This is a genomic window from Bdellovibrionales bacterium, assembly GCA_041662785.1.
In the GTDB taxonomy this organism is placed as follows: Bacteria; Pseudomonadota; Alphaproteobacteria; order UBA9219; family UBA9219; genus UBA8914.
Genome location: JBAZRW010000001.1, coordinates 73,356 through 98,922, shown reverse-complemented (window position 1 = coordinate 98,922; position 25,567 = coordinate 73,356). Strand labels below are relative to the sequence as shown.

Sequence of the window (25,567 nt, the reverse complement as noted above, 5' to 3'; positions counted from 1 at the left end):
AGCGCCTGCTCCTGTGGAAGCGCCAGCCGAAGCCTAAGGCTTATTTATTGTCAAAAGACCCCGCCGAGGCCATGCGCAGCGGCGGGGTTTCTTTTTGCTTGGGTGGCAGCGCCGCGTGTGTTATTATTCACAGCGAATTCGCACATGAACCTCAAGGGGCCCTACCATGATCCATTTGGAAGATATTCACTCGCTCACTGACTTTGCGCGTAACACCAAGGCCTATGCCAAGAAGCTGAAAAAAACGGGACGGCCTGCGGTGCTTACGGTCAATGGCCGCGCCGAGTTCGTGGTGCAGGACGCGCAGACCTATCAGCATCTTTTGAATATGGCAGACTATACGGCAGAAAGCATAAAGCTTGATCAAGCTATCAAAGAAATGGACGCAGGCACTTTCCATACGGAAAAAGAGGCCATGAGCGCACTTGGCCTTAAAGCCAAAAAAACAACGAGGCTTAAATGAAGTATGCTCTTCATTTTATGCCGAAGGCGTTGAACGATCTCGCTGAGATACGCGCCTATATTGCGGCAGATAATCCATCTCGTGCCGATATTTTTGCTCAAAAGCTATGGGACGAAATACAAAGTCTTAAAGAGATGCCCAACAGATGTTCGTTGGCTCCAGAAGCGTCAAGAACAGGGCGCGAGCTTCGTCACTTCCTCTTTGGGGATTATCGCATTTTGTTTGTTGTCAAAGGCGGCGCGGTTAAGGTGCTGCGCATTATCCATGGCGCGCGGGCACATTTTGATATGGGGCATGCATGAATCCTTCTCACAAAATCTGCGTAGGCGTTTTTCTGGGGCCGCACGGCGTGCGGGGACAGGTTCGCTTGGGCAGTTTTACGGATGATCCTGAGGCCATCTTTGATTATGAGCCGTTGAGCGACGAAGCGGCCAGTCGCTTTTTTGTGCTCACGGCGCGAGGCGTGGGCAAGGATCATTACATTGTCTCGGTCAAGGGCTGTGCGACGCGTGAAGACGCTGAAGAGCTGAAAGGCACGCGCCTTTATGTGGATCGCGACGCTTTGCCGCCTGAGGACGAGGGTGAGTATTACCACGCTGATCTTATCGGTCTTGAGGCGCGTGACGCGCAAGGGCAGCCCGTGGGCGTTGTCGAAAATGTTTTCGACTATGGCGCGGGCGCGTTCTTGGAAATCAAGCCCGTGAACGCCAAAAGCTTTATGCTGCCGTTTAAAGATGCGTTTGTCCCTACCGTTGATTTAAAGGCGGGATGGATCGACGTGATCCTCCCTGAAGGCTGGTTAGCCGCCGAAAAGCCACCTAAGGAAAAGAAAAAGAAATCGGATATAAAGGGGGCTGAATGAATAATACTTCTTCCCTGAATCCTGAATCCCGAATCCTGAATCCTTCCCCTTGGCACGCCCAAATCCTTACGCTGTTTCCTGAAATGTTTCCCGGCGTTGTGGGGCAAAGCTTGGCGGGTCGCGCACTGGACGATGGCTTGTGGACGCTGGACGTTCTGAATATCCGCGATTTTGCGACCGATAAGCACCGCACCGTGGACGACACGCCTTATGGCGGCGGCGCTGGCATGGTGATGCGGCCTGATGTTATTGCGGCGGCGCTGCGCGGCGCAGAAAAGCAGTTTGGTCGAGCGGCGCGGCGCGCATACCTGTCGCCCCGTGGGCGCGTTTTGGATCAAGCCTTGGTTGAGGATCTGGCGGCGGCCCCCTCTCTTTTGCTGCTCTGCGGGCGGTATGAGGGCGTGGATCAGCGCGTGCTGGATGCCGAAGGACTAGAGGAAATCAGCCTTGGCGACTTCGTCCTTGCGGGCGGCGAGGTTGCGGCGCTGACCGTGATTGAGGCCTGCACGAGACTTTTGACGGGCGTGATGGGTAATGCTCAGACGGTTGAGGAAGAAAGCTTTGTGGATGGGCTGTTGGAATATCCGCATTACACCCGTCCGCCAGAGTGGGAGGGGAGGGCCGTTCCCGACGTCCTTATCTCTGGCCATCATGAAAAGGTTAAGACGTGGCGGCGCGAGCAGGCAGAGCGCCTGACGCGTGAAAGACGCCCCGATTTGTGGGAAATTCGTGAAAAGACGAAAAAAGAAGGGAAAAATGGTTAAAACGGCATGGAAAGCATTGAGTTTGCCGAAAAGACCATGTATAGGGACGAGCCTTAGAGCGTTATTAAGCCGATTCCCAGATAAACCTATTCTGGCTGGCTTTTGTGGAGAGAATGAAAATGAACTTGTTACAAAAATTTGAAGCCGCCCAGATCGAAAAGATCGGCGCTAAGATTCCTGATTTTGGCGCTGGCGATACCGTTCGCGTCAACGTGAAGGTTGTTGAAGGCACGCGTGAGCGTATTCAGGCCTATGAAGGCGTTTGCATCGCGCGTAAGAACGCGGGCATCCATTCTTCGTTCACCGTTCGCAAGATCAGCTATAACGAAGGCGTAGAGCGCGTATTTCCGCTTTACAGCCCTCGTCTTGAATCGATCGTTGTCGTCCGTCGTGGCGATGTGCGTCGCGCCAAGCTTTATTATCTGCGTGGTCGTCGCGGTAAGTCGGCCCGTATCACGGAAAAGACAAGCTACGCGCCCAAGGCTACGGCCAAGGCTGCCGACGCATCGTAAGACGGGTTCGTTTCTTTTTTCAAAAAGCCTCTCTTGGGAAACCGAGGGGGGCTTTTTGTTGTTTCAACGTTGTGGGCAGCGGTTGTTAACCATAATGCTGACGAACTAACCGATGAAAGTAAAAATTAAAAAATAAAAAAGCGCAAAAATGGGTAATGATGTATCCATCGATTGTGCGGGTTTGCACAGTATTAAATAGATTGAGATGAGGTCTATTATGAAAGCGAAGAAAACGATTGCAGTGATTGGTAGTGTTCTTTTGGCGACAAGCTGCTGGCTGTTACAGGGATGTTCTCAACAATCCCCTCAGAAAAAAATAGAGGATCAAAAACAAGAATCTTTCAAACAATGCATGAACGTCGTGATGGACAAGGTTGGAGCGTATGACATCATTTCAACATTCAACGCAAACGAGGAAATCGTTGGAGTTCGGTCAAATGGCGAATCGGAGATCGTCAAATATTTTGACCTTAAAGATGGATCCGTAACGACGACCATTACTCGTAATCCCCACAGTACCGGGGCGACAGAGGTTGTCTTAAAACAGCATGTTGGTGAAGCTATAACCCCTGATGAGAAGTCCCTTATGAACAGCACCAAGTTATGTCGTCAAAAAGCTTATGATATGCCGTAAGGCCTTTGTCGTCATAATCCTTTCCTTAAAAGCCTCCCTTGGGAAACCGAGGGAGGCTTTTTGGTTAATAGAGCTGGTGGCATAAAAACGAGAATCTCTTTGTTTTTAGAGCTGAAAAGGCTATTGTGCTGCTGCGCCTTGAAGGACGCCTTATGTTAAAACGTTTTTCAAAAGGAGAGATTGTGATGAATGAAAATAAAAAATCGTTAGCCAAGGTTTTAGTGGCGTTTCCCGTTTCCTTGCTAGTCGCAACCTTTGCTGTCGCACTTATGGGGAAAACCGTTCACTCTTTTACCGCCCCAGAAGCAAAAAAATTCCGCAATGAAGGGACGATCAACGCCCAGTGGAAAAAACAGAAGGAAGAGTGTCTCAAAAAAGCGCTGCCAGAGCTTAAAGGTAAGACATCGGGTTTGGGCGAATCTCTTTACTGCGTTCACGAGCAGGGAAGTGATGATTTTGGCGCCACAAGCGGGGTTTATAAAGTTTATGACCTTAAGAATGGGTTAGTGACAACGAGCATGAATGTTCCGAATAAGAATGCCAGTGTGCCTGTTTCTACGGTGTATGCGGCCAATATGTCTCCATCTGACCGTCAGGTGATGGTTGCCATTATAAAATGCGAGGCCTTGCCGCGTCCGACTCTTTAAAAAACGGCTTGCTGTTTTTCTTTTTCCAACAAAGCCTCCCTCGTGTTAAACCGAGGGAGGCTTTTTGGTTTTTTGGTGCAAAGTAAACGAGCAGACGAAAGGATGCACGAAGGAAAATATGAAAACGGGATCCCCGCTTCCGTGGGGATGACGATAGAGGGTATAACTTATACATAAATCCTGTCATTCCCGCGAAAGCGGGAATCTCGTTTGTTTTTTACTTGTTGCAAGGGGTTTAACTGTTGGGGCTATAGGGAAAAAGATGTCTTTGTTTTTTGCGATGCTGTCGAAACTGTTTCCGCTGTATGCCACGATGGGGGCAGGGGTTGCTCTTTCCCGCGCCTTTGGCAATTTGAATAACACGCTGGCGACGATCCAGATTTATTTGATTATGCCCGTCGTTATATTTACGAACCTGATGCGGCTGGATTTTTCGGCGGATTTATTGCTGTTGCCCTTTTGGCTTGGGGTTCTTTGCATCACTATCAGCGCGGGAACAAACTTTATCGCGCGGAAGGTGGGTTCTCCTTATGCGCCGTTGATGGCGCAGGCCAGCGGTGCGGCGAACCTTGGTTATCTGGGCATTCCTGTGGCTATGATCGTTTTGCCCGCTGATTTTCTCCCCGTCTATGTCCTCACAATGGTGGGGGGCAGTTTGTATGAAAGCACTTTGGGCTATTACTGGATTGCACGCGGGCGGTTCTCCCCCCGTGACGCGATCAGAAGCCTTTTGCGGATGCCGTTTCTTTACGCTGTGGCGGCGGGACTGGGGTTTAATCTTATGGGGATTAAGATTCCTGCCCAATGGGAAAGCGCGGCGCGCGATTTTCTGGGGGCTTATGTCGTTTTGGGTGTCTTAATTATCGGCCTTGGTTTGGCACAAAAGGGCTGGCCTCGTTTTCATGGCAAACTGTTTAGTGCGCTGCTCGGCATCAAATTTCTTTTATGGCCTGCCTTGACGGTGGCGCTCATGGCTGCGCTGCGTTTCACGCCGTTGGCTGTGCCTGCTTTGTATGAGCCTATTTTGCTGCTGATGAGCGTTCTGCCCTTGGCGGCCAACACGGCGGCATTGGCGGAACTTTTAAATGTCTATCCGGAAGAGGCTGCGGGCGCGGTGGCGCTTTCAACACTTTTGTCGATGGCGATTGTGCCCGCGTATGTCTTATTATTCGGGTTCGCGCATGGCTGATGGGGCAATCCTACCGGATGAGGTTGTCGCGTTGCTTGCGCCCTTTGGCGTGCAGGCGGGCGCGGTGGCCGTCGCGGTATCGGGTGGCCCCGACAGCATGGCTCTGGCGTTTTGTTTGCAGCGTTTTTGGGGCGAGGACGGGCGCGTCCTCGCCTTGATCGTCGAACATGGCCTGCGTTCGGAATCGGCGGCAGAGGCGGGGGAGGTAGCGGATCGTTTGCGCGGCATGGGTATGGAGGCCGAGATCCTGCCGTGGCAGCATGAATCCCTTTCAAGCCGCATCCACGTTAAAGCGCGTGAGGCGCGTTACGCGCTGCTGCTTGCGGCCTGTCAAAAAAACAACATTAAAACGCTGTTTTTAGCGCACCATGCGGATGATCAGGCCGAGACGGTGTTGATGCGCTTTGCCAAAGGTAGCGGGATTGACGGGCTGGCGGGGATGGCACCTGCCCGCGAAATAGGCGGCGTTACGCTCGCGCGGCCTTTTTTGACTTTGCCTAAGGCGCGACTGCTGGCGACGTGCGAGGCAAACGGGATTCCCTTTGTTACCGACCCAAGCAATGAAAAAGACAAGTACGCGCGTGGTCGTCTGCGCCGCGTCATGCCGTTGCTGGCGGAGGAGGGCTTTACGGCAGAGCGCTTGACGGATCTGGGGAACCGCGCCCGCGAGGCCAAAGAGGCGCTGGAGCATTACACCAAGATGTTTTTGTGCGAGTCTGTAGAGGCAACGGATGTTAGCGGCACGTTGCTGCTGAATGGCGAGGCTCTGGCCGCTGTCCCCCGCGCTATCGCTTTGCGGGCGCTGGCGGCGTGTTTAACGACGCTCAACTCCACCGCCTATGCACCAGAGCGCGAGCCGTTGTCGGCGCTGATGGCGTGGCTGCTGACCCCTTCGGCGCAGGATGTTCGCACGCTTCACGGCTGCCTTGTCCAAAAGAAGGCGGGGCAGAAAACAATACGCTTCTTGCGTGAGGTCGCCGCGATTACCGATGCTCCCTCTCTCTCCTTTCAGGAAACGGTGATGTGGGACGGGCGCTGGCGCGTGACGCTGCTTGAGGATCGGGCAGGGTTAGCGGTACGACCTTTGGGCCTGCCAACACATGAGGTGTTGGACGCTCTTGCGCCAGCGCTGCGGCGGCAAATCCCCTCTGCGCGGGCGCGGGCGTCCCTGCCTTCTGTATGGGAGGAAGGTCGCCTTGTCGCCATCCCCTCTTTTGATAAGGTAAATCAAGCTGTTGCCGTGGCCGAGTGGATTCGCCCTTTTTGGCTTGTTTAGAGCCCGTCCGCTTGAAAGGCCGAAAAGTTTTTCTCCGCCAAGTCGCATAAAACAAAGAGAAACAAGCTCATGCGGCCAAAAAGTTTTCGGATTTTCAAGTTGACGTAGTATAGGTTGAAAATGGGTCTGTGAACCCCTATCTATAAGGGGTCGCCATTTTATCCGAAAGGTCGGGACATTGAACAACAGCACGGGCAAAAATATCCTCCTTATCGTCCTTATCGGCGGGCTTTTGTATGGGCTTGTGAGCATGCTGCAAAGTCCTGACGGGCTTTCGTCGCAAGCTATGATGCCGTTTAGCGATTTTCTGGCGCGGGTTGATGAAGGCAAGGTCGCCGATGTGACGATCAAGGGCGGCCTTGTTTCTGGCCATATGATGGAGGGCGGCGCGAGCTTTGCGACCTATCTTCCCAACAACACGAACATTGTTGACCGTCTGGTGGATAAAAAGGTCAAGATCGTCGCGCAGCCCGAAACTCTTGGGGAGCCGACCTTTTGGGGCGTTTTGATTTCCTCATGGCCCATGCTGCTGATGATCGCGGTCTATGTGTTCTTTATGCGCCAGATGAATGGCGCGGGTGGCAAGGCCATGGGCTTTGGCCGCAGCAAGGCGCGGCTTCTGACGGAAAAAGAGGGCAAGGTGACGTTTGAGGACGTCGCGGGCGTTGAGGAAGCCAAGCAAGAGCTTGAGGAAGTCGTGGAGTTCCTGCGCGATCCGCAAAAATTTCAAAAGCTGGGTGGCAAGATTCCCAAGGGCGTCCTTTTGGTGGGGCCTCCCGGTACGGGTAAAACGCTGATCGCCCGCGCTGTGGCGGGTGAGGCGAATGTGCCGTTCTTCACGATTTCAGGTTCGGACTTTGTTGAGATGTTTGTCGGCGTGGGCGCCAGCCGCGTGCGCGATATGTTTGAGCAAGGCAAGAAAAACGCGCCTTGCATTATCTTTATTGACGAGATCGACGCGGTGGGTCGCCATCGCGGCGCGGGTCTTGGCGGTGGCAATGATGAGCGCGAACAAACGCTCAACCAGTTGCTTGTGGAAATGGACGGGTTTGAGGCGAACGAAGGCGTGATCCTGATCGCGGCCACGAACCGTCCCGACGTTCTTGATCCTGCTTTGCTGCGACCGGGACGCTTTGATCGTCAAGTGGTCGTGCCGAACCCCGATATTCTGGGGCGTGAGCGCATCCTTAAGGTTCATATGCGTAAAGTGCCACTCGCCATGGATGTGGATGCAAGGACGATTGCGCGGGGCACGCCCGGCTTTTCCGGTGCGGATTTGGCCAACCTTGTGAACGAGGCGGCCTTGTTGGCGGCGCGGCGCAATAAGACAAGCGTCGATATGGCGGACTTTGAATCGGCCAAGGATAAGGTGATGATGGGCGCGGAGCGGCGCTCGATGGTCATGACGGATAAGGAGCGCGAGCTGACGGCCTATCACGAAGCCGGTCATGCGCTGGTCGGCCTGAACATGCCGCAAAGCGATCCGTTGCATAAGGTCACGATTATCCCTCGTGGGCGGGCTTTGGGTGTTACCATGAACCTGCCGGAGCGGGACAAATACAGTCAGACGAAGATCGAGCTGGAATCGCGCATCGCGATGATGTTCGGTGGCCGCATGGCCGAGGAGCTGACGTTCGGCAAGGACAATGTCACGACGGGCGCAAGCAGCGATATCGCGCAGGCGACCAATCTGGCGCGGCGCATGGTGAGTGAGTTCGGCATGTCGGACAAGCTAGGTCGCGTGCGCTATCACGCGAATGAACAGGAAGTTTTCTTGGGTCATTCGGTGTCGCAAACGCAAAACGTGTCCGATAGCACCGCGCAGCTGATCGATGATGAAGTGCGGCATTTGATCGAAGCGGGCGAAGCCAAGGCGCGCGAGGTTCTAACCACGCACAAGGACGAGTTAAAGCACATTGCTGAAGCGCTTTTGGAATATGAAACGCTATCGGGCGATGATGTTGCGGCGCTGTTGCGCGGTGAGGCGCTGGATCGTAAGGATCAAGCGGCCAAGCCGCCCTCTGCCGATGCACCGCCCTCGACGCGTCAAGGCTCAGTTCCCAAAGTGGCTCCGCCAGCTAGTTCGATTGTCGTCTAAAACAGGAAATTTTCTATGCCCCGCAAACTTTTTGGAACTGATGGTATCCGTGGTCGCGCCAACCAAGAGCCGATGACGGCCACGACGGCGCTATCTGTTGCCATGGCCGCTGCGCGGCTGTTCCGTCGCGGATCCCATCGTCACCGCGTTGTGATCGGTAAGGATACGCGCCTGTCGGGTTATTTGCTGGAGCCCGCTCTTACGGCTGGTTTTATTGCGCAGGGCATGGACGTGATCCTGCTGGGGCCTTTGCCGACGCCCGCCGTCGCGATGCTGACCAAAAGCTTGCGCGCCGATTTGGGCGTGATGATTTCCGCCTCGCACAATCCTTATGCCGATAACGGCATCAAGCTGTTTTCGCCCGATGGGCAAAAGCTGTCGGATGAGCTGGAAGAGCAGATTGAAAAGTTGATGGAGGAGCCGGATCAAGAGCTGGCGGCTTCGGATGCCTTGGGCAAAGCCTCGCGCCTAGAAGACGCGCAAGGCCGCTATGTCGAGTTTGTGAAGGCGACGTTTCCGGCAGGGCAGCGCCTTGATGGCCTCAAGATCGTGATCGATTGCGCTAACGGTGCGGCTTACAAGGTTGCGCCGACGGTTCTGTGGGAGCTGGGGGCGGAGGTGATCCCCGTTGCGGTCAGTCCCAACGGGAAAAATATCAATGATCGCTGCGGTGCGACACATACCGATTTAATGCGCGAGACGGTTTTACTTCATGGCGCGGATGTCGGGATTTCCTTGGACGGCGATGCCGACCGTCTCATCATGGCCGATGAAAAGGGGCAGGTGATCGATGGAGATCAGCTGATGGCGCTGATTGCCAAGGCGTGGGCAGCACAAGGTCGCCTTAAGGGCGGCAAGCTGGCGACGACCGTGATGTCCAATCTGGGGCTAGAGCGTTTTCTAAAGTCGATTGGTGTTGGTATGATCCGCACGAATGTGGGTGACCGCTATGTTGTCGAAGCGATGCGCGAGCAAGGCTGTAATTTGGGCGGAGAGCAATCGGGCCATATGGTGCTTTCCGACTATAGCACCACGGGCGATGGGCTTTTGACGGCCCTGCAAGTGTTGGCCGTGATCGGTGAGGCGGGCAAGCCTGCCAGTCACGTGTGCCGTCTGTTTGAGCCTGTGCCCCAGCTTTTGAAAAGCGTCAAGGTCGCGCGCGATGTGATGAATGATCCGGCGTTTCTGGATGCGATCAAAGCCGCCGAAACCACGTTAAATGGTGCGGGCCGCCTGCTGGTTCGCAAGTCGGGCACCGAGAATTTGGTGCGCGTGATGGCCGAGGGGGATGACCTTGCCTTGGTCGAGAAAATTGTGAACGACCTGACGGCTATGATCGCGGCGTAGGGCTGCTGCCCCCCCGCTCGTCATCCCAAGACCCCGCTACGCCAAGGCTTCGCAGGGCAGGCATTTTCTCTTCGCACCTCTTTGTGCGAAAGAAAATGGACGTGGGATCCAGCCGCCTTTCCCGTCCTCACAAACGTTTCTTTATCGCCCGCTGGTAGCAACACTGGATCCCAGATCAACTTTCTTTCGTGCGCGTGCGCCCGAAGAGAAAGTTTTCTGGGATGACGAAAGGGGATGACGGGCTGTGCTTGCGGATAGGTGCTCTCTTGGCTTCCTTTATTCCTCATGCCCTTGGATTTTGGACGCGAGGGACGCTTGCAGGAAGCGGTCGATGTCGCCGTTTAAAACGTCCTGCGTTTGCGATGTTTCTGCGCCGGTGCGGGCGTCCTTGACCATCTGATAGGGTTGCAGGACGTACGAGCGTATCTGATGGCCCCAGCCAATCTCGCTTTTACCGGCTTCGATCACGGCGGCTGCGTCCTCGCGCTTTTTCAGCTCCATCTCATAGATTTTGGCGCGCAGCATCTCCATCGCCTTGGCGCGGTTCTTGTGCTGAGAGCGTTCTTGCTGGCACGCCACAACAATGCCCGTCGGGATGTGCGTGAAGCGCACCGCGCTGTCGGTCTTGTTGATGTGCTGGCCGCCAGCGCCCGAGGCGCGATAGGTATCGACCCGTAAATCCTTGTCCAAAACCTCAACTTGAATCGTGTCATCGATCACGGGGGTGACCGACACGCTGGAAAAGCTGGTATGGCGGCGGGCGTTAGAGTCATAGGGACTGATGCGCACAAGGCGATGCACGCCACATTCGGTTTTCAGCCAGCCATAGGCGTTGCGGCCCATAATCTCGATGGTGGAGGATTTGATCCCCGCTTCCTCACCACGCGATTCATCCAAAAGGAAAACCTTATACCCATGTTGCTCGGCCCAGCGCATATACATGCGAAGGAGCATTTCGGCCCAGTCTTGAGCCTCGGTTCCGCCTGCGCCCGCGTTGACCTCAAGATAGCAGTCATTGCCATCGGCCTCGCCGGACAGCAGGCTTTCCAGCTCACGCTGCGAAGCGGTTTTTTGGTTGTCCAACAGGCCGCGTTCGGCCTCTGCGATCATCGCGGCATCGCCTTCGGCTTCGGCCATCGCCAGAAGCTCGGTGTTGTCTTTCATGGCCTGTTCGATAGAGCGGTAGTCCGTCACCGCCTGATCCAGCTTGGTGCGCTCCTTCATCAGGCTTTGCGCGTGCGTGGGGTTTTCCCATAGGGCCGGGTCTTCGGAAAGGTTGTTCAGTTCGTCAAGACGGGAGGTGGCCCGATCATAGTCAAAGATGCCTCCTCAGCAAGGCCAGCGACTTTTCTGTCGCCGTGATTGCTGATTGTATTTCTGCGCGCATGGGATGTCCTTGGCTGCTTAAAACGAAAGGTTCTTGTAACGTGCTGGCAGCTTTTTGAAAAGCTAAAACAGCTTCAATTGCTGGGGCTGATGATCCTTGTACACTTTTGCAGCGTCTTTTGTGGTTGGGCGGTGAGCGGGCGGCGTATAATTTGCCTCAATCAATCCGCTCACAGGGGAGGTGGGGCCGGAAGGCGGCGTTTTCGTTCCCGGCTCAGGCTCTAGGCCAAGCAAGGCGTTGGCTGCCGCTTTGCTAAGTGGAAACGTGCTCTCAAGGGCTGTCATAGGCGCAAAGCGTTCGCCATTCACAAACCCCATGACTAAAACGTGCGGTATTTTGATCGGTTGCGCGATGCCGTCTTGATCTGGATAAACGAGGGACTGCGTCCCCTTGCAGGTGAACCCGACCTGATAGGGCTTGCCATTCTGGCCCCATGCCACCGAAGCAGGCTCACGCGCCGCCAGAATATAGGGCACAAGCCACGGATGGCTGGCCAAGACGGGATGATGGAAATAGGGGGCGGCCCCACGCCGCCGATCAAGCGCGGCCAAGAGTTTTTCTTTGGCGGCTTCATAGGAGATCACAACCTGCGGGCGCTTTTGCATCAAAGCCCTAAAAATCTGGGCGTTGAGCATAAGCGTGTTGCCTTCTCTTAAAACACTCAAGACGACATCGTTGCTTATGTCGTCCTGACCTTTTCGAAGGAGTGATGCAAAGGGATAGATTTTTTGTTTGGCGACCATGAGTGGATTGTACCCGAAAAACACGAAAGTAATAAGCTGAAAGCAAGAGGGGCGGGTAAACTTCGCGGAATTTAGCTTCCGCAAAAAGATGATTCAGAAAATCGTTTGTTTTCAATGGGATGCGTGGGGTCATCGATTTTGACAAAATCGTTATATTTCATCAACATAGATGGTTAATTAGGTACAAACAGACTCAAAAGCGTCTCTCAGTAGGGCTCTGCTCGACGTACGGCTTCTAAAAAGGTTCGATTCGTTGATTCTAAAAGCTTTTTTCGGAAGTGAAAAAGGGGGCGTGCGTGGACGATGATGAGGGGCTTTTATGAAGATGGTCGGGGCGCCCGGATTCGAACCGGGGGCCTTCTGGTCCCAAACCAGACGCGCTACCAGACTGTGCTACGCCCCGACGAGGGATGAGATAGCCTATTCTCATCCGTATTTCAAATGATACCTTTTGTTTTCTTGTTTTTTATTGAGCGGCCATAGTTTTGCCGTTTCCTGCCTTTATAAGAGGTGTGTCTTTTAAAAAGCGCTCACTTAGGAAAAGGGATGATGGGATGACCAAACGCTTTGCTTCTTTTTCTTCTGCTACGGCGCTGTGCGTCCTTTTCCTTGGGATTGCCCCCGCCATGGCTGAGGCAGGCCCCCATATCACGCTTAAAGAGGACCAGAGCCTTACGGGGCGGTTCGTTCACGATCATCCGGTGCAGGGTTTTGACGTGCCTCTCCGCAGCGAGGGACGCTTTAGCGTGTCGGGCAAGGATCGTATCGTGTGGGCGATTGAAAAGCCGATGGCGACGACGACGACCTTGACGCCAGAGGGGCTGACGCAAAGCGTTGGCCAGTTCGCTTTGCTGCGGCTCAATCGCCAGCAGATGCCTTTCCTGTCCGAGGTTCAAAAGAACCTTCTGTGGGCGCTGGCCGGCAATTGGGAAAGGCTGAAAGGTGATTTTACGATCACCAGTGTTGAGGAACCCGCCCATCGCTGGACAGTGACCTTTGTGCCAAAGGAAAAGGTGGGAACAAGGAAGCCGTTTCAAAAGATCGTCGCGCATGGCGCGCGCTTTGTCGAGGATGCGGATATCCTGCTGCAAAATGGCGTGACGGATCATGTTTCCTTTTCAGAAACCGTTCTAACACCAACGGCCTTTTGAAACGATCCATTACAAAATAAGAAAGCGGGCATCCCGTTTGTTTTCTTTCTTAATAAGTCACTTCATCGAACCGTTGGTATAACACAGTAAGAATTAGCGAAGGGATGTGGGTGGGAGCCGCCTTAGCGGACGTAGACGTGGACTTCGGCCGTCTTGGCGTCTTGGGTCTGCGTGCCGCTCACGGTGATGCGCGAGGGGGCAAGACCCAGTTGAACCAGCGAGCGCTTGACACCTTCGGCGTTGCGGGCGGCGGCTTCTTGCATGGTGGCCAGTTCAGAAGGCTCACCCTTGGCTGGCGTTACGCCAATAACGGAAAACTCGGCATCGGGCTTACGCGCCACGACCGCGCTAACCGCGCCCGCCAATTGTTGTTCGTATTCGACGTTCGGCTGGTTGTAGCGGATCAAAACTAAAAGACGCCCTGTTGAGGGCGCCATGGCGGAGGTGGATGAAGCAAAGTCTGGCCCGCCTTTTTCTTCCATGTAGGCCCGCGGCGACATGGGGGAGGGCCCAATTTTTCCGCTATCGACGGGCATCATCGGCGCTGCCGCTGGCGTTGGCGCATAAGAAGATGCCTGACCACCCCCAAACGGGTTGCTTGCGGCCTGCGGCAACATCATAACGGGCGATGGGTTGACGATCACAGGGCGGTTGCCAAGGCTGTTGCCCAACAGCTCGCCACGCGTGATGGCAAAGGCCAGTGCTTGAAGGTTCGTGCGTTCAGTCGTCAGGTACGTCGTTTGGCGTTGAATGTCATCGGCGACCTGATTGCGCAGGTAATCCAATTGAACGACCAAGCGGCTGACTTCATCGCGTAAAAGTTTCAACTGGTCATGATCCTCGTCCACCGCGCCGGAAAGCAAGAAACCCGCTTGAACGGATTCGAGCATATAGGAGGAGAGAGAGGCATCTGCCGCCACCGCCGTTTGAAGGGCATTGAGGCGGTTGAGCGAGTTGGTGACTTCGTTCAGGCTGCCTTCAGCTTCTTCCCATTGGCGGAGCAAGATCGGGTTGCCGCGTGTCGTGCCGTTTTGAAGGCGGGCTGTGATGGCGGCCACGGTGCTGTGATACTGAACAGCGCCGGCTGCGCCATTGGCGCGTAGAACCATAAACTCGCTGGCGTTGAGATTGACGGAAGAACGGAGGCGAAGAACTTCGTCTCGCAATTCAAGGGCGCGATTGCCGACCATGGTTCCGCTGGAAGGGCCGAACCCTGCCAGTGAATCATTGGCGCCGCTTCCTGACGATGACAGCGTGGAGGATTCCCCTTGCGAGGCCAACTGCATCGGCGTGCTTTCGGACGCTTCCTGCGCCATAGAAGGCTCTTCAGCAGAAGGCGCTGTGGTCTCAGCCTTATCGGCATCGACTTTACGGGGCTCGGTCTTATTGAGATTATTGACCGAGTTGAAATTTCCAGTCGTTGCCCAAGCTGGCGTACTAACTGAAAACAGCGTGGCCAAAAGGGCGGCCAGAACAATTTTGCGGAGCATCGCAAATCCCTTCGTTTGCATCACGTTACACCTACTGCCGATTGCGGTGGCTATAGAAAAACCGGAGAACCCTAAACGTATTCTATTTAGAGGCAACGGGTAGAAATTCCAAGCACTCTGATAATGATTCTTTTACACTTTAATTTGTTAACCACTTGATAACAAGCTTTATCAACAGAAAAACCTTGTGGCTATTGCGCCACAGTGTCAAAAGAAGAGAGAAAAGGAGCCCATGATGGAGCCAAAATTCAAAGAACAGCCTGCAAAAGTCGAGATTCAAACCGTCCATTCCGATGAGACGGGGATTCGCCTTGATCGTTGGTTTAAGCGTCATTTTCCGGCGCTAACCCATAGCCAGCTTCAAAAAATGCTCAGAACGAAGCAAATTCGGGTTGATGGCAAACGGGCTGATTCGTCGGACAGGTTGGAGGCGGGGCAAGTGTTGCGCCTTCCCCCTCAACTGACGGGCGATTTCTTTGTTTCTCCTGCTGTCGCGCCCGATGTCCCCGTTAAGCGGCCTTTGCGCAATCCGAATAAGTTGAAGAGCCTCATCCTGTATGAGGATGAGGATGTCGTTGCGCTGAATAAGCCTGCTGGCCTTGCGGTTCAGGGCGGCACGGGGCTTAAGGAAAACCTTGATGACAGCTTGATGGCGCTGAGTCTGGATGGGGTGACGCGCCCCAAGCTTGTGCATCGCTTAGATCGTGACACCAGCGGCGTCCTTCTTATTGCGCGTAATGATTTTGCGGCGATGCAGCTGGCGGCTTCGTTTCGCGCGCGCTCGACGCAAAAGATTTATTGGGCGGCGACGGTGGGCGTGCCCGTGCCAGAGCAGGGACGGATCGAAGCGCCGCTCATCAAAAAGGGTCAGGTGATGACCATCGCGCAGGATGAGGATTTATCAAGCCGCGAGGCCAAAAGCGCCGTGACGCTTTACCGCGTTATGGAAAGCATTCCGCGGGCGATGGCGTTTGTGGCGCTGTGGCCGTTGACAGGGCGCACGCATCAGTTGCGCGTGCATTTGGCCCATCTTGGAACGCCGATTTGGAAAGATCCGCTTTATGGGTTTATAAAGGAGGAAGAGGAATTAAAGGGCCTTACGGCGATGAACCTTGGTGCGGGTCTTCACCTTCATGCACGGCAGTTGATTATCCCGCATCCGCGTCAAGGGATTCTCAATGTGACAGCTCCTTTAAGCGTGGCCATGCAAAAGACATGGCGATGCTTTGGTTTTTCGGAAAAGGCGCGCGTTGATTTCGACGACATCTAAAAGGCGAGGACGACCATGACAAAAGCCAAAAAAGCGATGTTCAGAAAAATATCCCAAAAGGAGAGCCTTTTGCGTTCGTTTTTGATCGTTTTCGTCATTCTTTTGGTGCTTCCCGTTATGGGCATGGGGATCGTGATTGCCACCTTTGACGTGAATGATTATCGAGGGACGATTGCGCAAACGCTTTCCGAAAAAAGCGGTCGGGAGATTAAACTCTCCGGCCCCATTCATTGGGGATTTTCTCTCACGCAAGGGTTCAGCGTTGTTGTGGAAGGGATCACGCTTGGCAATCCGCCTTGGGCCAGTCGCCCTCTTATGGCTCAAATCGGGCAAGCCAAACTGCATGTTGCCCTTGCCCCTCTTTTGCAAAAAAAGCTGAAAGTGGTGGCATTTGAAATAAACCGCGCGGACATTCAATTAGAGACAGGTTCCAGCGGCGCTGCCAATTGGTCTTTTGAGTCCAAGAAAGAGACCTTGCCGGAGAGCGGTAACAAGAAGGAGCAACAACAGCAAAAAGCTAGCGCGTCCCTCCTTGCGCTGGATCTTCAGCGCGTGACCATCACCGACTCCCGCGTCGGGATTAAAGGAAAAGACGGCAAGCTTAGCCTTTATGATATTCCGACCCTGACTATGGTCACGAATCCTAAAGGCGTTCGTTTCCATTACAGCGGTTTTCTGGCGGGGGTTGCGGCAGAAATTGAAATAGCGGGCGGGCGTTTGGAAGACATCACGGGCGCGCGTTGGCCGTTTAATCTTCAGGCGGTTTACGGCGACCTCAAGCTCGATGCGAGCGGGGCTTTGGCCGATAATATCAAAAAAATTGTGATTGATGAGTACCTGCTGACAGCGGGGGAATCCAAGGCCAAAGGCGCGTTAACGGTGGCGCTGAACGGGCCGCGGCCTTTTGTCACGGGCACACTGGAAAGCCCGCATCTTGATCCGGCTAATTTTAAAGGGAAGGCCGAGGAAAAGGAATCCTTGACGGCAGAAAAGGGCGCGGCTGGAGCGAAGAGCAAGGGCAGCGTTCTCTTTAGTCGCGAACCCTTGGCGCTAGAGGGTCTGCGGGCGGTTGACCTTGATCTAAAGGTTAGCCTTGATACGCTGGTTGCGGGCCTGACGACGTTGCAACAAGTCGTGACGCATGTCGATTTGCGCCAAGGCCGACTGGTGCTTGAGCCCTTTACGACGCTGATTGCGGGGAGCAAAGCCGAGGGTCATTTAACGCTGGATGCTTCTCAGACTCCGGCGCAGGTGCAGCTTAGCGCCAAGGCTCCCGACATCGACCTTTCTCAACTTTTCAAAATCGGCGGGATTGAATCGTTTATCTCTGGCAAAAGCGATTTTGCCATGAGCCTTACGACATCGGGGAGCAGCCTTCATGATTTTGCCTCCTATGCGAACGGCACTATCGATTTATCGATGAAGGCCGGAAACATTTCCTCTAGCGAGTTGAAGCAAATTGCGGGCGCGCTGCTTAATGTTTTTGCGCCCGGCATTGGCTCGCTTACCTCAACGGGCGTCAAGTGCATCGCCGCGCGGTATAAGATGACGAATGGGTTGATGGAAACCAAAGGGCTTCTTATCGACACGGATATGACGACGATTGCGGGGGGCGGTTATATCAATCTGGCGGATGAGCGTATCAGTATGATTCTACGCACCAAGCCCAAGGGTATCGGGCTGGGCAGTGCCCTGCCGCCTATGAAAATCTATGGCGCACTCGCCGCGCCTTCCTTTACGTTGGATACGGCGGGCGCGGTGCAAAAGATGGCGGGTCTTTTGCTTGGTGGTAGCGCGGTGGATGACGGTGTGCCGACGGTAATGACGGTTCCCGAAGGCCAGAACGCCTGCGTGGCGACGCTTGATAATCCGGCGGCGGCCAAGGCGGCAGCCTCTGTCACGACGCCTTTGGTGAGAGACAAGCTGGACGATGTCAAGGATGCTGTTAAAGGGATCGGTGGCAATCTTCTAAAAGACCTTGGCAATACGTTTTTAGGGCAGTGAGGATCAGTTCGTGACGAAACATAAAACAAAAATTGTTCCCGTTTATGAGGTGGCGGAGCATGAGGGCGCGTTCGCGCTTCATCGCGATGGCCGCTTTTTGATGACGCCTGCGGGCAAGCCTTATATTGTTCCGACGCAAAAGTTGGCACGCGCGTTGGTGCAGGAATGGCGGGCGCAGGGCGAGAAAGTTATCCCGACCTCCATGCCGCTAACCCAGCTGGCGGCCACAGCGTTTGATGTGGTGGGCAAAGACCGCTCCAAAATTATACGCGGGTTGGTGGCCTATGTGGGCAGCGATCTGCTTTGTCATTTCGCCGAGGAGCCTGAGGCGTTGACCGAAAAACAAAGGCAACTATGGCAGCCTGTTTTGGATTGGTGCGCGGCGCGTTATGGTGTTCGGTTCGTGACGGGGTGTGGCGTGATGCCTCTTTCCCAACAGCCTGAAACAGCGCCTACGCTTGCGGCGGTTCTTGAAGTGATGGACGACCTTCACCTGTCGGGTCTTAGCAGCGCCACGGATTCCTCCGGTTCTTTGCTGTTGGGGCTGGCTTTGGCTGAAGGCTTTAAAAACGCTGATGAGGTTTTTACGGCCTCGGTTTTAGATACGCTGCATCAGGCTATCCGTTGGGGCAGTGACCCTGTGACGGAGGCGCGTCATGCTTCCATTCTAAAAGACCTGTCGGCTTGCGAAAAATGGTTTGCGTTGCTGGCGGACTGATTTTTGGGCATAGGCGGGATATATGGTTAAAATCCGACGCTAAAAGGGTGTTTGAGGGGTGTTTCAGGTAATTGGGGTGAAACGTCCCTTTATATGGCCTCTCACGGGGCTTAGGGTGAGCGTGGGTGCGTTATTGCGACTCCTCGGCCACCTACCCAGCCAACGAAATTATTAACGCATTCTGTGACCGTTTAAATCGATTTTGTCTGGTGGCTTCTTATGAGGCCAATAATGCCCACGGCAATAATGAATGACACATGGACGGACACCCCCCCTTTCGTCATCCCGCTGAAAAGCGGGATCCAGCGCCGCGCGTCTGCGCGGCATAAGACTCTTATGCGCCGTGGACACGGCGCGACTGGATACCGGCCTTCGCCGGTATGACGCTAAAGGAATAAGCTTTCCACAAGAGTCAGTCTTTATGGCCGTTGGTATTATTTTATACCGCGCAGGCAATATCGCCCAGCGCTTGATCGGCAGCGAACGTGGCCGCAAAGGCGGCCATCGCGCCTTGTTCTATCGCGCCGCGCAAATCTTTCATCAACGATTGATAATAATGAAGGTTATGCTGCGTCAGCAACATCGGCCCCAAAATCTCCTCGCAACGAAACAAATGATGCAAATAAGCGCGTGAATAGTTTTGACAGGTGGGGCAGGTGCAGCGCTCATCAAGGGGTCTTGGATCCGCCGCATGGCGGGCATTCTTGATATTGATTTGACCGCGATGGGTATACCCGCGCCCTGTGCGCCCCGCGCGGGTCGGCATGACGCAATCGAACATATCAATGCCGCGCATGACGCTGCCCACAATGTCGGATGGCGTGCCGACGCCCATCAGATAGCGCGGCTTGTCCGCTGGAACCAACGGCATCGTGAAGTCCAGAACGCGGAACATTTCCTCTTGCCCCTCGCCCACGGCAAGGCCGCCGATGCCAAAGCCATCAAAGCCGATATCAGCCAGCGCCTTGACGGACTCGGCGCGAAGGTCTTCGTAGGTGCTGCCTTGCACGATGCCGAATAAGCCATAGCCCTCGCGCTTTTGAAACGCCTCACGGCAACGCTGCGCCCAGCGCATGGAACGGCGCATGGACTCGGCGGCGACTTCATGTGTTGCGGGATGCGGCGTGCATTCATCCAGCGCCATCGTAATGTCGCTGTCCAAAAGATTTTGAATCTCCATGGATCGTTCAGGCGTCAGCTCATGCTTGCTGCCATCCACATGCGAGCGAAAGGTCACGCCCTCCTCGGTCAGCTTGCGAAGCCCCGCCAGCGACATGACCTGAAACCCGCCGCTGTCGGTGACGATGGGGCCCGTCCAATTCATAAATTTGTGAAGGCCACCCAGCGCCGCCACGCGCTCTGCCGAGGGGCGCAGCATTAGGTGATAGGTGTTGCATATTGCCAGCTCTGCGCCCGTTGCCCGCACTTGGTTGGTGGTCATGGCCTTGACGGTCGCAGCGGTGGCCGTGGCCATAAAGGTTGGCGTTTCAAAGGAGCCATGCGCGGTGGTGACGCGTCCACGCCGCGCCGCGCCATCGGTTTTTTGAAGATCGAAAGAGAAGGTTGTCATAGGCTTTTTTCCAATAAGCACGCATCGCCGTACGAGTAAAAGCGATAGTTGTTTTCAATCGCGTGGGCATAGGCCGCGCGCATGTTATCCAATCCCGCCAGCGCGCTGACAAGCATAAAAAGCGTCGATTTTGGCAAATGAAAGTTGGTGAGCATCGCATCCACGGCGCGAAAGCGATAGCCGGGCGTGATAAAGATAGAGGTTTCACCGCAAAAGGGCTGGATCATCCCGCCTGCATCCGCCGCGCTTTCCAAAAGCCTAAGCGAGGTTGTTCCCACGCAGACAATCCGCCGCCCCTCATGCTTGGCCGCGTTGATCGCGGCGGCGACGGCTGGCGTGATCTCTCCCCACTCGGCGTGCATGACGTGATCGGCTACGCGCTCGGTCTTGACGGGCAGGAACGTTCCCGCGCCGACATGGAGCGTCACGTGTTGGCGCTTGATGCCTTTGGCATCGAGCTTGGAAAAAAGCTCTGGCGTGAAGTGAAGGCCAGCGGTGGGGGCGGCCACCGCGCCCTCGCGCTGCGCATACACGGTTTGGTAGCGCTCACGGTCTTCGGGGGCGTCACCTTGCGGGCGCTTGATATAGGGGGGCAGGGGGATATGACCATGTTGGTGGAGCAGGGCGAACAAAGCCTCGCGCGGCACATTAAAGCGGATAAGAATCTCGCCGCCTTCGCGTTTTTCAACGATCTCTCCCGTAAAATCAGGCGCAAAAACGACCGTATCGCCAATTTTCAGCCGTTTGCCCGGACGGGCGAGGGCTGACCAAACAGAGCTCAGAGTATAGAGTTCAGAGTTCAGGGAAGGAGGGGTTTGTTGCTCTCTGAGCTCTGAACTCTGGTCTCTGATCTCTTTATTCAACAGCACCTCAACCTTCACATCGCCGCGCAGACCGAACAGACGGGCGGGGATCACGCGCGTATCGTTGATGACCAAAAGGTCGCCGCTTTGCAAAAGGTCGGGCAGATCATAAATGTGATGGTCGCCGCGTGTTGCCCCCCTGACGTGCAACAGCCTTGCGCAATCGCGTGGGCTGGCGGGCTGCGCGGCGATGCGATCCTCTGGCAGGTCAAAGTCAAAATCGGCCAAAAGCCAGTCAGGGGAAGGGGCTGTTTGGATCATCAGGCACGCAATCTTTTACTGTACGACTTGCCACGAGCCATCAGGCCGCAGGCAAGCGGTTCCATAGCTTTCGTGAACGCGGCCTTCAATGCGTGTGGTTTGCGTGAACTCGCGGCAGTGGCGATGGCGGTGCTGTTGCTGAAGCGGGGGCGCAACGCCGACATAGCCGCCTTCAACCAAAACGGTTTGACGCGGCGAGTAATACTCGACCGAGCCGGGGCGTACATAAACATAATCACGCACATCGGCGCGGGTGGTAAGGGGATAGTCATAAGGCGCAACATAGTTGGGCGCATAAGAAGAATAGGGTTCGTCATTGACATTATACGAGGTGTTATAGGATGGATAGCTGCGCGCATAACTGCCGCCAGCGCGATCCATTGAGTGGCCAATGCTGTTGCCCATCATACCGCCCAGAAAAACGCCCGCGCCTGTGGCGGCCAACTGGCCATCGCCTTTGCCAATCTGGCTGCCCACAAAGCCGCCCAAGGCCGCGCCAACGCCCGTGCTTAAAAGGGTGTCGTCGCTGGCGCAGGCGGGGAAGGAAAATCCCACCAGCCAAGCGGTTACAGCGAAGATGAGGAAAGGCGTTTTCATGGGCAGCATTATGCCAGAAAGCTATGGCGAAACTAGGGCAAATTCGTTGGTTAAAGGTGTTGTTAAGGGTGCTGTTAAGCCTATCATGCGGCGAAGTGGATAAAAGGCCGTGAAAAAAGGGTTTCCTTTGCCAGCCAAACCCGTTAAACAAGGCGCCTGCGCAGCGGAATAGTAAGGTTAAAGTGCGGAGGGGTGGTCGAGTGCCCCGCGAGCGTAGGCGAGCAAAAAGATAAGGTCGCGTAGGCGAACAAAAAAACAGCTTCAACCACGAGGCTGTGATCGAAAAGAAGACGTTAAAGTGCGGAGGGGTGGTCGAGTGGTTGAAGGCGCTCGCCTGGAAAGCGGGTATGCGGGTCAAACTGCATCGTGAGTTCGAATCTCATCCCCTCCGCCATTAAAACAGCCCCCATAGGGAAAGCGGAAGTAGAAGACGTTGTGCCGCGATAGCGTTAAATAGTGCGGATTATACATGCGGATGTCCCACTTTGATGGCACACCAGCAAAAGAGCATCTAACATATTGATTTAAAAGAGTTGGCGTCCCCTACGGGAGTGATCAAAAACGCTCGTTCCTCGTGTTTTTGCCCGTCAAGCGGCGCCTCGTCGCTGCGCGCCTGCGGCGTCCAAAACCGCCTTCGCGGTTTTGTCGAACCCTGCGGCCTCGAACGCGCTACGCGCATGCCATAAAAAAACCGCCTAAAGGCGGTTGTTTTTAATGGCGTCCCCTACGGGAGTCGAACCCGTGTTATTGCCGTGAGAGGGCAGCGTCCTAGGCCTCTAGACGAAGGGGACAGTCGGTAGGGGCGTGTTCTAGCGCAGTTGCAGCCTTGGCTGCAAGGATTATCTTGGCTTTGCATGGTCTAGGCTTGCTTTTTGATCCTGTTGGCGTTTTTCCGTTTTTATCCCAAGAGGCCTTCACGTAGGGACATGACAGTCTGCCATAGCAGCTCTAGGTCTTGCTCCCTCGACAGGCGGTGATCGCCGTCCTTGATCAGGGTCACGCGCACGTCCGGCTGCTCGATATGCTCGGCAAGCCTAAGGGCCGTTTGCCACGGCACATCGGCATCCCTTTGGCCTTGCAGCAGGCGCACAGGCGCATCGATCCTTAATTCATTGCGTAAGACAAGTTGGTTAATCCCATCTTCCATAAGGTGTTTTGTGATGGGCTGTCGTTCGTCCGGTTGACCTTCTGGCGGCGCGGATTGTTCATAAAACAGCCCGTCCCGCTCCATAGCTTCCGTTTGCTCTGGCGACATCGTGGGGCGGATAAGGTCTTCGGTAAAGTCGGGGGCAGCCGCCACGCCGACGAAGGCCGCTACGCGCTCTGGCCTTGCCTTGGCTAGCAAAAGGCCGATCCAGCCCCCCATAGAGGATCCAATAAGCACCTGTTTGCCGCTGGTCAGAGCATCGAAGACCTTAAGCGTGTCGTCCAGCCAGTCCCCTATGCAGCCTTCGTCAAACCGGCCTGATGAGGCTCCATGCCCGCGATAGTCAAAGCGGGTGTAGGCAAGGCCCGCCGCGCTGCAGCGCTCGTCCAGAAAGGCGGCTTTTGTGCCCGTCATATCGGACGCGAACCCTCCCATAAAGAAAAGGCCAGCCCTGTGGCGGTTTTCGGAGGTCGCAATGCGTTGTTGATAGGCAAGCTGTCGATCCGGTAAGGTGAGCCTCTGGGGGGCGTGATTCATATGATTCCCTAATCGTCTTTCTTTGACCTGTAGAAGTCTGTTATCACTATAGCCATGTATAAACAAAGCCTCAAGCCTGCCGCGATTCCGCGCACATCCGTTCTCCACCTGACCCGTGATTTAGAGGTCGGCGCGCAGGCGCGTGAAGTCGTCGATCTGGCCATTCAAACGCATCGCGCGGGGTGGCGGCCCTTGGTTGCTTCGTCGGGTGGTTCCTTGGTGCTGGAGGCCGAGCGTGCCGCCGTGCGTCATACCGCGCTGCCTCTTGAAACGTGCAGTGTGTGTCGTGGTTTTTTGAACCGCAGACGGCTTGAAAAACTGATTGACCGCGAGCGTCCCGTCTTGATCCATGCTCACGGCTTTGAGGTTGCCGCGCTGGCCAGCAAGCTGGCTGTGAAAAAGCATTTGCCCTTTTTGATTGATCTGACGGAAACCGCGCCTGTCACGAAGGGTCTTAAAAAGGCGCTTCAACTGGCGGCTAATCGGGGTGCGCGTTTTCGTGTGCCCTCCGCCTTTATGGCGCAGCATTTGCGTGATGATTTTAAGCTTGATACGGCTTTTATGTATCATATCGCTCCGGGGGTTGACCTGCAGTGGTTTGATGCGGTGCGCGTGACGCCAGAGCGCATTAACAACCTCTACAAGCTTTGGCGGTTGCCAGAGCAGGCGACAGTGATCGTCATGGCCACGCCTTTCGCCGCAGGCTATGGACATAAGACTCTTTTGGAAGCGCTCACCGCGCTTAAAGGTTCTGATCTTTACGTCGTGCTGATTGGCGAGGATAAGACAGCGGGCACGCGGGCGGCCTTGGAAAAGGAAGTGATCGCCAGTGGCCTTGAGGGCAAAGTCATTATGCCCGAAGCGTGTACGGATTGGCCTGCCGCCTGTTGGCTGGCCAGCTTGATTGTCGCGCCTAACGCCGTAGCGCGAGGGCAGGGGCCAGAGCTTTTGGCCGCGCAGGCGATTGGCCGCCCTGTCATTGTGACCGATTGCGGTGCGAATACCGAGTTTGTGAAAAAGGGCGAAACGGCATGGGTTATTCCGCCCGATGATAAGGAGGCTCTTGTGGCCGCCTTGCATGAGGCGCTGGCGATGAGCGCGGCGCGGCGCATTGATCTGGCGCTTCGCACGCGTGATTTTGTGGAAACCTTTTTCCCGATGGAAACGTGGCGCGATTCCCTTTTTGAACTTTATGACGCCATGCTCGCGCAGCCCATGATTGTTGCGTCCGCCTCTTCGCATCCTTCCGAGGCCGCATGACGCGCCGCCCTTTGGCCAATCCCGAAGCGACATGGTTTGGGTATAAGCCTACATCGCCTGATGAGAAAACGGCTAAGGTTGAGGCTGTGTTTTCCTCGGTGGCTGAAAATTACGATTTGATGAATGATTTGATGTCAGGCGGCCTTCATCGCTTGTGGAAGGATCATTTGGTAACCCTGATGCGACCCATGGCGGATGAAGTCATCGTGGACGTGGCGGGCGGCACTGGCGATATTGCGATCCGGTGCGCCAAAGCGACGGCAGGGAAGGCGCACATTACGGTTTGCGATATTAACCCCGCTATGCTGCGCGTAGGCCGCAATAAAGCCATCGATCACGGTTGGCTTGATGAGATTCAGTGGATAGAGGGCAATGCCGAGGCGCTGCCTTTTCAAACCAACAGCGCCGATCTGGTGAGCATCGCCTTTGGCCTTCGCAACGTCACGCGCATCGATGATGCGCTGGCCGAATTTTTCCGTATTTTAAAACCAGGTGGGCGTTTTTTCTGCATGGAGTTTTCTCCCACGCCAATCAAACCCCTGAAAAAACTTTATGAGCTTTACAGTTTCTCTGTTTTGCCATGGCTGGGGGAAAAGGTCGCGGATGACCGCGCTTCCTATCAGTATTTGGCGGAAAGCATTCGCCAGTTTCCCGCGCCAGAGGCTTTGGCAGCGCGGATGCAGCAAGCGGGTTTTGAACAAGTGCGTTGGCACGCCCTGTTGGGCGGCATCGCCGTGATCCATTCAGGCTGGAAGCTGTAAGGCCAACGAGCTTATG

General features: G+C 55.1%; 24 protein-coding genes and 3 tRNA genes. 18 read left to right on the top strand and 9 right to left on the bottom strand.

Features of this window, described 5'->3' with window-relative positions:
- The first annotated feature begins 166 nt into the window (after positions 1–166).
- The 11 genes from WC612_00445 (at position 167) to glmM (ending at position 9,792) form a co-directional block, all read left to right on the top strand.
- On the top strand, positions 167–463 hold the full coding sequence (locus WC612_00445; GenBank protein MFA6279247.1) for a type II toxin-antitoxin system Phd/YefM family antitoxin: 297 nt from the start codon (positions 167–169) through the stop codon (positions 461–463).
- Positions 460–765: a type II toxin-antitoxin system RelE/ParE family toxin gene (locus WC612_00440; GenBank protein MFA6279246.1), complete on the top strand. Its 306-nt coding sequence runs from the start codon at positions 460–462 to the stop codon at positions 763–765. Before WC612_00445 ends, WC612_00440 begins: the two co-directional genes overlap by 4 nt.
- On the top strand, positions 762–1,325 hold the full coding sequence (gene rimM / locus WC612_00435) for a ribosome maturation factor RimM (protein MFA6279245.1): 564 nt from the start codon (positions 762–764) through the stop codon (positions 1,323–1,325). Before WC612_00440 ends, rimM begins: the two co-directional genes overlap by 4 nt.
- Positions 1,322–2,089 carry a tRNA (guanosine(37)-N1)-methyltransferase TrmD gene (gene trmD, locus WC612_00430; protein ID MFA6279244.1) on the top strand — a complete coding sequence of 256 codons (768 nt, stop codon included), beginning with the start codon at positions 1,322–1,324 and terminating at the stop codon, positions 2,087–2,089. Before rimM ends, trmD begins: the two co-directional genes overlap by 4 nt.
- 119 nt (positions 2,090–2,208) lie before the next feature.
- A complete protein-coding gene (gene rplS / locus WC612_00425) occupies positions 2,209–2,601 on the top strand; it encodes a 50S ribosomal protein L19 (GenBank protein ID MFA6279243.1) in 393 nt (130 codons plus the stop codon).
- Between the two features lie 217 nt (positions 2,602–2,818).
- Positions 2,819–3,235, top strand: a complete 417-nt coding sequence (locus WC612_00420) for a hypothetical protein (GenBank protein MFA6279242.1) — start codon at positions 2,819–2,821, stop codon at positions 3,233–3,235.
- A gap of 152 nt (positions 3,236–3,387) precedes the next feature.
- Positions 3,388–3,882 (top strand): hypothetical protein, encoded by a 495-nt coding sequence (locus WC612_00415; GenBank protein MFA6279241.1) that lies wholly within the window; start codon positions 3,388–3,390, stop codon positions 3,880–3,882.
- Between the two features lie 262 nt (positions 3,883–4,144).
- Positions 4,145–5,071: a hypothetical protein gene (locus WC612_00410; GenBank protein ID MFA6279240.1), complete on the top strand. Its 927-nt coding sequence runs from the start codon at positions 4,145–4,147 to the stop codon at positions 5,069–5,071.
- Entirely contained in the window at positions 5,040–6,347 is a 1,308-nt protein-coding gene (tilS, locus tag WC612_00405) for a tRNA lysidine(34) synthetase TilS (protein MFA6279239.1), read from the top strand. Before WC612_00410 ends, tilS begins: the two co-directional genes overlap by 32 nt.
- A gap of 178 nt (positions 6,348–6,525) precedes the next feature.
- Complete coding sequence (gene ftsH, locus WC612_00400; GenBank protein ID MFA6279238.1) at positions 6,526–8,445, top strand: ATP-dependent zinc metalloprotease FtsH; 1,920 nt, start codon at positions 6,526–6,528, stop codon at positions 8,443–8,445.
- 15 nt (positions 8,446–8,460) lie between these two features.
- On the top strand, positions 8,461–9,792 hold the full coding sequence (glmM, locus tag WC612_00395) for a phosphoglucosamine mutase (GenBank protein ID MFA6279237.1): 1,332 nt from the start codon (positions 8,461–8,463) through the stop codon (positions 9,790–9,792).
- A gap of 276 nt (positions 9,793–10,068) precedes the next feature.
- Here glmM and prfB read toward each other — a convergent pair.
- The 3 genes from prfB to WC612_00380 form a co-directional block, all read right to left on the bottom strand.
- Positions 10,069–11,179 (bottom strand): peptide chain release factor 2 gene (gene prfB, locus WC612_00390; GenBank protein MFA6279236.1). Its coding sequence is split into 2 segments (ribosomal slippage): positions 10,069–11,112 and positions 11,114–11,179, totalling 1,110 coding nucleotides; the frame shifts between segments, so codons are not numbered across the junction.
- 62 nt (positions 11,180–11,241) lie between these two features.
- Positions 11,242–11,844: a hypothetical protein gene (locus tag WC612_00385; protein MFA6279235.1), complete on the bottom strand. Its 603-nt coding sequence runs from the start codon at positions 11,842–11,844 to the stop codon at positions 11,242–11,244.
- Between the two features lie 404 nt (positions 11,845–12,248).
- Positions 12,249–12,325: transfer RNA gene (locus tag WC612_00380), tRNA-Pro, on the bottom strand.
- Between the two features lie 151 nt (positions 12,326–12,476).
- Here WC612_00380 and WC612_00375 point away from each other — a divergent pair.
- On the top strand, positions 12,477–13,073 hold the full coding sequence (locus WC612_00375) for a hypothetical protein (protein ID MFA6279234.1): 597 nt from the start codon (positions 12,477–12,479) through the stop codon (positions 13,071–13,073).
- A 122-nt stretch (positions 13,074–13,195) separates the two neighbouring features.
- On the opposite strand, the gene WC612_00370 is transcribed toward WC612_00375, so the two are convergent.
- Positions 13,196–14,584, bottom strand: coding sequence for a hypothetical protein (locus tag WC612_00370; GenBank protein ID MFA6279233.1), 1,389 nt, complete (start codon positions 14,582–14,584; stop codon positions 13,196–13,198).
- Positions 14,585–14,795: 211 nt separating this feature from the next.
- Here WC612_00370 and WC612_00365 point away from each other — a divergent pair, with 211 nt between their 5' ends.
- The 3 genes from WC612_00365 to WC612_00355 are packed head-to-tail and all read left to right on the top strand — an operon-like array spanning position 14,796 to position 18,555.
- Entirely contained in the window at positions 14,796–15,833 is a 1,038-nt protein-coding gene (locus WC612_00365) for an RluA family pseudouridine synthase (GenBank protein MFA6279232.1), read from the top strand.
- Positions 15,834–15,848: 15 nt separating this feature from the next.
- The gene (locus tag WC612_00360; GenBank protein MFA6279231.1) at positions 15,849–17,837 is read left to right on the top strand and encodes an AsmA family protein; all 1,989 of its coding nucleotides are present in this window, start codon (positions 15,849–15,851) and stop codon (positions 17,835–17,837) included.
- A gap of 10 nt (positions 17,838–17,847) precedes the next feature.
- A complete protein-coding gene (locus tag WC612_00355; protein ID MFA6279230.1) occupies positions 17,848–18,555 on the top strand; it encodes an ATP12 family protein in 708 nt (235 codons plus the stop codon).
- Positions 18,556–18,994: 439 nt separating this feature from the next.
- Here the strand turns inward: WC612_00355 and tgt are convergent, their stop codons facing one another.
- The 3 genes from tgt to WC612_00340 are packed head-to-tail and all read right to left on the bottom strand — an operon-like array spanning position 18,995 to position 21,846.
- Positions 18,995–20,125 (bottom strand): tRNA guanosine(34) transglycosylase Tgt, encoded by a 1,131-nt coding sequence (gene tgt, locus WC612_00350; GenBank protein MFA6279229.1) that lies wholly within the window; start codon positions 20,123–20,125, stop codon positions 18,995–18,997.
- Positions 20,122–21,249, bottom strand: a complete 1,128-nt coding sequence (gene queA / locus WC612_00345) for a tRNA preQ1(34) S-adenosylmethionine ribosyltransferase-isomerase QueA (GenBank protein ID MFA6279228.1) — start codon at positions 21,247–21,249, stop codon at positions 20,122–20,124. The genes tgt and queA overlap by 4 nt, the downstream gene beginning before the upstream one ends.
- Before the next feature lie 15 nt (positions 21,250–21,264).
- Positions 21,265–21,846: a glycine zipper 2TM domain-containing protein gene (locus WC612_00340; GenBank protein MFA6279227.1), complete on the bottom strand. Its 582-nt coding sequence runs from the start codon at positions 21,844–21,846 to the stop codon at positions 21,265–21,267.
- Positions 21,847–22,148: 302 nt separating this feature from the next.
- Between WC612_00340 and WC612_00335 the strand changes: the two genes are divergently transcribed.
- Positions 22,149–22,240: transfer RNA gene (locus WC612_00335), tRNA-Ser, on the top strand.
- A gap of 321 nt (positions 22,241–22,561) precedes the next feature.
- Here WC612_00335 and WC612_00330 read toward each other — a convergent pair.
- Together WC612_00330 and WC612_00325 are read right to left on the bottom strand one after the other, a co-directional pair.
- Positions 22,562–22,637: transfer RNA gene (locus WC612_00330), tRNA-Glu, on the bottom strand.
- 107 nt (positions 22,638–22,744) lie between these two features.
- Positions 22,745–23,530: an alpha/beta hydrolase gene (locus tag WC612_00325; GenBank protein MFA6279226.1), complete on the bottom strand. Its 786-nt coding sequence runs from the start codon at positions 23,528–23,530 to the stop codon at positions 22,745–22,747.
- A 54-nt stretch (positions 23,531–23,584) separates the two neighbouring features.
- Here WC612_00325 and WC612_00320 point away from each other — a divergent pair, with 54 nt between their 5' ends.
- On the top strand, positions 23,585–24,790 hold the full coding sequence (locus WC612_00320) for a glycosyltransferase (GenBank protein MFA6279225.1): 1,206 nt from the start codon (positions 23,585–23,587) through the stop codon (positions 24,788–24,790).
- On the top strand, positions 24,787–25,551 hold the full coding sequence (ubiE, locus tag WC612_00315) for a bifunctional demethylmenaquinone methyltransferase/2-methoxy-6-polyprenyl-1,4-benzoquinol methylase UbiE (GenBank protein MFA6279224.1): 765 nt from the start codon (positions 24,787–24,789) through the stop codon (positions 25,549–25,551). The genes WC612_00320 and ubiE overlap by 4 nt, the downstream gene beginning before the upstream one ends.
- Positions 25,552–25,567 lie beyond the last annotated feature (16 nt).